The 6,222-nt window shown below is 64.7% G+C and carries 6 protein-coding genes and 2 pseudogenes; 7 read left to right on the forward strand and 1 reads right to left on the reverse strand.

The window, feature by feature from the left end; all coding sequences use genetic code 11:
* Positions 1-332: 332 nt before the first annotated feature.
* From F788_RS0113220 to F788_RS0113230, 3 genes are all read left to right on the forward strand, one after another.
* On the forward strand, positions 333-785 hold the full coding sequence (locus F788_RS0113220) for a transposase (protein ID WP_026332797.1): 453 nt from the start codon (positions 333-335) through the stop codon (positions 783-785).
* Between the two features lie 223 nt (positions 786-1,008).
* On the forward strand, positions 1,009-2,058 hold the full coding sequence (locus tag F788_RS0113225; RefSeq protein ID WP_019590485.1) for an ATP/GTP-binding protein: 1,050 nt from the start codon (positions 1,009-1,011) through the stop codon (positions 2,056-2,058).
* A gap of 4 nt (positions 2,059-2,062) precedes the next feature.
* Positions 2,063-2,596 (forward strand): hypothetical protein, encoded by a 534-nt coding sequence (locus F788_RS0113230; RefSeq protein WP_019590486.1) that lies wholly within the window; start codon positions 2,063-2,065, stop codon positions 2,594-2,596.
* A gap of 31 nt (positions 2,597-2,627) precedes the next feature.
* On the opposite strand, the pseudogene F788_RS14205 reads toward F788_RS0113230, so the two are convergent.
* Positions 2,628-4,118 (reverse strand): annotated as a pseudogene (locus tag F788_RS14205) (MBL fold metallo-hydrolase RNA specificity domain-containing protein).
* 471 nt (positions 4,119-4,589) lie between these two features.
* On the opposite strand from F788_RS14205, the gene F788_RS13860 reads away from it, so the two are divergent.
* The 4 genes and pseudogenes from F788_RS13860 to F788_RS13865 all read left to right on the forward strand — a co-directional run.
* A complete protein-coding gene (locus F788_RS13860) occupies positions 4,590-4,805 on the forward strand; it encodes a hypothetical protein (RefSeq protein WP_231365003.1) in 216 nt (71 codons plus the stop codon).
* Positions 4,802-5,299 (forward strand): toxin-antitoxin system HicB family antitoxin, encoded by a 498-nt coding sequence (locus F788_RS0113245; protein ID WP_231372072.1) that lies wholly within the window; start codon positions 4,802-4,804, stop codon positions 5,297-5,299. Before F788_RS13860 ends, F788_RS0113245 begins: the two co-directional genes overlap by 4 nt.
* Positions 5,296-5,811 carry a hypothetical protein gene (locus F788_RS0113250; protein WP_018871336.1) on the forward strand — a complete coding sequence of 172 codons (516 nt, stop codon included), beginning with the start codon at positions 5,296-5,298 and terminating at the stop codon, positions 5,809-5,811. Before F788_RS0113245 ends, F788_RS0113250 begins: the two co-directional genes overlap by 4 nt.
* Positions 5,812-6,041: 230 nt before the next feature.
* Positions 6,042-6,222: pseudogene (locus F788_RS13865) on the forward strand (IS110 family transposase); the annotation flags it as partial.

Consider the following 6,222-nt stretch of genomic DNA (forward strand, 5'->3'; position numbering starts at 1 on the left):
TGCCTCGAAGGCATGGAAAACAGGAGGTCTCGATCGAACGCTACAGCCAACCGTTGACAGGTCAATCCATATCAGGAGCGGCCTCGGCCGCGAACCGGCCTGTTCGCGTGCAAGCACGCTCCCACAGGCGGGTAGGAGCACCGTAGGAGCGGCCTCGGCCGCGAACGGGCATTCGCCCCGGGCTCGGGCTGTTCGCTTGCAAGCAAGCTCCTACAGGCGGATGGGGCCACCGTAGGAGCGGCCTCGGCCGCGAACTCCCACGGGCGCGCCCGCGAACCATCCCGCGGTGCTACCCTTGAAACAACGAATCCGAACCAACCTGGAGCAGGCTCATGCCACGGAAGGCGAGAGCACACCGACTGCGCCTCGGGCGCGTGAGTGAAACCGGACGGCCGTATCTCATCACGGCCGTGTGCGCTGAACGGCGCCAGTGGTTTGGCGATCTCGCAGCGGGCCGATGTTTCGTGCACGCACTCCAGGAAGCCGAAGGCGACGCCCGTACTCTTTGTTTCGTGGTCATGCCCGACCATATCCACTGGTTGATGGAACTGCAGGCCGGAACGGTTTCCCGGGCAGTCCAGAAGGTCAAGGCCGGCACCTCCCGGCGCATCGGACGGCTATACGAGCAGCCGTGTACGGTCTGGCAGCGCGGTTTCCACGACCGCGCCGTCCGCCGCGACGAAGACCTCGCCGCCATCGCCCGTTACGTCGTCGCCAATCCACTGCGCGCGGGCCTCGTGCGCAACCTCCGCTACTATCCCCTGTGGGATGCCATATGGCTCTGACCGCATGCCCATTCGCACGTAGGAGCGGCCTCGGCCGCGAACGGACGGGCATTCGTCCCGGGTTCAACGCTGTTCGCTTGCAAGCAAGCTCCTACAGGCGGGTGGGGCCGCGTAGGAGCGGCCTCGGCCGCGAACGGTGCCTCTTCCTCACCATTTGCGAGTTGCGTACGCTAGACCGCGACGACTGGATCCGGAAAACACGCCGAAAGGCTGCGAGACGCCCATGCTCAAGCAACTCGACCTGCGAAACGTGACGGCCTTCGGCGATGCCCATCTGGAGTTCGCCCCCGGCCTGAATGTGATTGTGGGGGAGAACGCCACGGGCAAAACTCATCTGCTCAAACTCGCGTATTCCATCCAGTCGGTGCTTGCGGAAGGCGGTCGGGGTCGGGAAGAAGAGCGGGAACCCACCAAGGCCATCCTCCAGCCGCGGTTGGCGGACAAGCTTGTCGGGGTGTTCAAACCGGACAGCCTGGGCCGGCTGGCCCGGCGTCAGCAGGGACAAAGTCGGGGTTATGTCAGTGCTCGTTTCGAGGACAAGCGCTGGAATATCGACTTCGATTTCCACACCCAGAGCAAGAGCGAGGTCAATGTCACGCGCCTGCCGGACGCCTGGCTGGACAAGCCACCGGTCTACCTGCCCACGCGCGAACTGCTGACCATCTATCCGGGCTTCGTCTCGGTCTACGAGAACCATTACCTGGAGTTCGAGGAGACCTGGCGGGATACCTGTGTGTTGCTGGGCGCTCCGACACTGAAGGGGGCGCGCGAGGAGCGGGCGCGCGAATTGCTGAAGCCGCTTGAAGAGTTGATGGGCGGGCGTGTGGTCCTGGAAAACGGGCGTTTTTATCTGCGACAGCCGGGCCGGGGCAACCTGGAGATGGGTCTGGTCGCCGAAGGATGGCGCAAGATCGCGACACTCGTCCAGCTCATCGTGACCGGATCACTTCTGGAGCAGGGTTACCTCTATTGGGATGAGCCGGAGAGCAACCTGAATCCGCGCCTGATCCGCGCGGTGGCCGAGGCCATTCTCAGCGTGGCGGAGCAGGGCATCCAGGTGGTGCTCGCAACCCACAGCCTTTTCCTGTTGCGGGAGATCGATATCGCCGCCGAGCGACGGGGCAAAGGGGCCGCGCGGCAGCGGTATTTCGCCCTTTCGCAGGGAGAAGCGGGAGTCGAGGTGAGCCAGGCGGATACCCTCGAGGAGATCCACCCGCTCGCTTTGCTGGATGCGGAGCTTGAGCAGGCCGACGATTACCTGGAGCTGGAGTGAAGTCGTGACAGGAAGCCGCTTCACCGAAGGTGGTCTCACCTTCCACTTTGACGCCGGTGTGGAGGCAGGGCAGTACGACGGCTGGCGGTTCTTCACCGGCGGTTTTCAGAACACGTGCGGCGGCGCGAAAGCAGTCGACTTTGTGGCCCGGTGGGACAAAACCACCTACCTCATCGAGGTCAAGGACTACCGTCAGCACCCGCGGACCAAGCCGAGCGAGTTGCCGGACGAGGTGGCCGCCAAGGTACGGGACAGCCTGGCGGGGCTTGTGGCCGCCGGAGCCGGCGGGAACAGCGCATACGGCACGATTGAACCCGAAGAACGCCGACTGGCGCATCTCTGGGTGAGTGCGAAGCGGCTCCGGATCGTGCTGCACCTGGAACAGCCGACCCATGGGCGCAAGGGGCACCGAAGACTGAACCCGTCCAACCTCAAACTGGGTCTTAAACAGCGGTTACGCTTCATCGACGCCCAGCCTCGTGTGGAGCGCATGGACGCAACCCATGCGGAACATCCATGGCAGGTGACCAGCCCGTGAACCATACCGGCTTCGTTGCCCTCTTCCGGGCTCAACCTGTTCGCTTGCAAGCAAGCTCCCACAGGGCCTCCCGGGCGTGGGGTTCCCCGTGGACCAGGCGGATGTCCTGCGGGTCGGTGCGGATGCCGCGCACGAAGCGCAGGAGGTCGGCTTGGTCCGCATGGGCGGAATAGCCGCTGATGCTGTCCACACCCGCGCGGATGGCGTAGCGCTCGCCGTCCAGCTCCACGTGGCCGCCACGGCCGGCGGCCTGGATGGCGCGGCCCGGCGTGCCCTCCGCCTGGTAGCCGACGAACAGCACGTGGTGGCGTTCGTCCTCCAGCATCGCCTTGAGGTAGTTCACCACCCGGCCGCCGGCGGCCATCCCGCTGGCGGCGATCACCACCGCCGGGCGGCCGGAGCGGGCCAGGTAGTCCACCGTCTGCAGGTGGGTGTCGTGGTCGGCCACCGTATAGAGGTTCTCGAAATCCAGCGGATGGCGCCCGGCGCGCAGGCGCTGGTGCGCCTCGGCATCCCAGAACGGCTTCAGCTCGCGGTAGACCTCGGTAAAGCGCGCGGCCGGACGATACCGACCAACGCGCCAAGGCCTCACCGCCGTCATTGCGAGGAGTCAAAGCTCTGCCCTCCCCTCCACCCCGTCATTGCGAGGAGCCGAAGGCGACGCGGCAATCCGTCGAAGTGGCCCGCACGCTGGCAAAGGTGGCTTCGGATGGGGATCGCCACGTCGCTGCGCGACTCGCGAAGACGGGAATCCCCCCTCCAGCTCATACAGCAGCTCCTGCGTGCGGCCGATGCTGAAGGCGGGCACGATCACCGTGCCGCCGTTGGCATGGGCATGCTCCACCGCCGCCCGCAGCCGTGACGCGCGCTCGCGGCGGTCGCCGTGGAGGCGGTCGCCATAGGTGCTCTCCAGCACCAGCGTATCCGCCCGGCGGGGCGGCTTCGGCGCCGGCAGCAGCGGCGCCCCGGGCGCTCCCAGATCGCCGGAGAACACCACCCGGCGCGAACGCCGCTCCCCCGGCTCGCGGAAATCGAACTCCACATAGGCCGAACCCAGGATATGCCCCGCACGCTGCAGCCGCACCCGCGGGGCGAGGGCGGCATCCTCCGCCGGCAGCGCATGCCAGGCGTTGTAATCCAGCGCCACCAGCCGCTCGTCGATGGTCTCCAGCACCGGCTCGATCAACTGCCGGTCGCGGGTAAAGCCCACGCGCAGCGCATCCTCCAGCATCAGCGGCAGCAGCCGGGCCGACGGCTTCGAACAGATGATCGGCCCGTCAAAACCCGCCGCCAGCAGATACGGCAGCCGCCCGATGTGGTCGATATGCACATGCGTGACCACCAGCGCCCGGATATCCTCCACCGGAAACTCGATCGCATGGCGCTCCAGCGTATCGCCCGGCCCATGGTCGCGCCCCTGGAACAGCCCGCAATCCACCAGAAACGAATCCCGCGCCGACAGCCGCAGCCGATGGCAACTGCCCGTCACGCCCTCGGCGCCCCCGTGATGCACGATCTCCATATCGTCTTCCCTGACCGTAAGCCAACCCCGACCATACATCGGACCATGCCCAAAGCGCACTTGATTCGCCCCATTTTTCGTGGCCCAATCCGCACCACGTTCACGGGCTGAACGAGCCCGGTAGGAGGCCAGCCCCCTGGCCGATTGCCCTGACCGATCACCCTGACCGATCGCCCCACCGGCGACCCAGATGGGCAGGACAATCGGCCAGAGGGCTGGCCTCCTACGAGAAAATCAACCAGAAACCACCCAACCGGCCACCCCATGCTCAGCACCTACCGCAAAGCCCTGGCCCTGCTCAGCCGCAAGGAAAAACGCCGCGGCGGACTTCGGGCTCAGCCTGTTTCCCGCTTCTCCACCCCAAGATAGGGGTGACACTGCATATGGTGTCAGATGTCTGCTAACGTAAAGGATGTACTGCAGCAGCTCCGGGGTGCGGGCGGTTCCCTGCGATGCGATGAATTGCGACGGTTGCTCGAAACCCTGGGCTTCGAGGTCCGCGACGGGAAGAAAGCAGGCCACAAGGTGGTCACCCATGCCGGGCTGCCGAGTTTCTACTCGACCTCCTACACATGCGGACACGGGAAAAACCCTGAAATCAAGCCAGCTTATGTCCGGAACATCCGCAAGATGCTCGAGGAGCGGGAGCCGGAATTGAGCCAATGGCTGAAGGGAGAGACGTCATGAACGCACAGGACTACGGGATCACGATACGCCGGGTTATCGAGGAGGGAGAACCCTGCTTCGAAGCGCGGGTACGAGAGCTGCCGGACGTTGTCGAATACGCCGAAAGCCACGAAGAGGCCTACGAGCTCGCGATCGATACCATCGAGACCACCGAGGCAGCGCTGAAGGAAAGCGGACGCGCGCTGCCGCAGCCTTTGCCGCCTGCGGATGACTTCAGTGGGCGCATTACACTGCGCGTGCCCAGAACACTGCACCGCGCACTGGTCTCCCTGGCCGAAGACGAAGGTGTGAGCCTCAACCAGCAGATCGTCGCCGTATTGAGCTACTACGTCGGAGTGCAGACGCCAACCCGTACGGTTCCCGCCGAGTGGCATGCAGAACCCGCCACTGCCCGGCCCGGCGGCAAGGCTGGAACGGCTCGCCCGCAAATCATCCATGACATCGGCGCGGGCGACTCCAGCAAAGCCGATAAGTGGATGGCGCCAGCTGTATGACGGATTCCCCGATCCAAGCAGCCATCGATTGCCTGCGAATCCACGGGGTAAGCGTGCGCCAGTCCAGTGCCTGGCTGGCGGAAGATCACGACCCGCGGTTTTCACCCGTCGAGGCATACCAGCCGCAGTTCAAGCACCATGTGGACCGCAGCTATCTCATGGAAGTCCGCGAAGCAGAGACATCGTATTACGTCTTCCGGGTGTTCATCGGGCTGGGCCTGCGCTTGTTGCCAGCTTCTCCCGCCCGGGAAGGCGAAGACCGGGAGAAACACGAAGCCGGTGAGGCAGAAAGCGATGGTGTGCTGGCGCAGATCGAGGCGACATTTGTTGCCGAATACGACACCGATACCGACCCGGGTCCGGAAGCGCTCGAAGCCTTTGCACAGAGGAATGCCAGCTACCACGTATGGCCATACTGGCGTGAATTTGTAAGCAATCAATGCGCCCGCATGGAGTTGCCGCGGGTCGTCATCCCGACGGTACAGTTTGCTGTTCCGGCAGATACCCAATAACCCCGCATCCCGAACCCAACACCCGACCCTGAGGCTGCCCAGTTACCCCATGTTCAGCACCCACCGCAAAGCACTGGCCCCTTCCGGTTCGCCTGCAAGCAGGCTCCCACAGACCGCACATGGCACCGTAGACATGATGGATTGACCTGCCCGACCTCGAGAGCGTGGGTTATGTTCTCGGGGTTGGGACAACCACCTTCAACACAGAGCCAATATCGAGGGGGCAGGTCATGAACCAGTTTAGCGCGGAAGGGATGAAGGATGCAGGGCCGGCGTCGGGTCTGACCGGCGTGAGGCAGGCGGTGGAGCAGGCCGCCGATGTGTACGGCGCCTACATCGGGCTGGACGTGCACAAGGAGACGATCGCGGTGGCGGTGGCCGAGTGCGGTCGTGGAGCGCCGGAGTATTACG

This window comes from Thioalkalivibrio sp. ALE10, assembly GCF_000381385.1.
In the GTDB taxonomy this organism is placed as follows: domain Bacteria; phylum Pseudomonadota; class Gammaproteobacteria; order Ectothiorhodospirales; family Ectothiorhodospiraceae; genus Thioalkalivibrio.

Coding starts and splice junctions, on each gene's coding strand:
- F788_RS0113220 (WP_026332797.1), top strand. CDS start 333: ATGCCACGGAAGGCGAGAGCACACCGACTGCGCCTCGGGCGCGTGAGT.
- F788_RS0113225 (WP_019590485.1), top strand. CDS start 1,009: ATGCTCAAGCAACTCGACCTGCGAAACGTGACGGCCTTCGGCGATGCC.
- F788_RS0113245 (WP_231372072.1), top strand. CDS start 4,802: ATGAACGCACAGGACTACGGGATCACGATACGCCGGGTTATCGAGGAG.
- F788_RS0113250 (WP_018871336.1), top strand. CDS start 5,296: ATGACGGATTCCCCGATCCAAGCAGCCATCGATTGCCTGCGAATCCAC.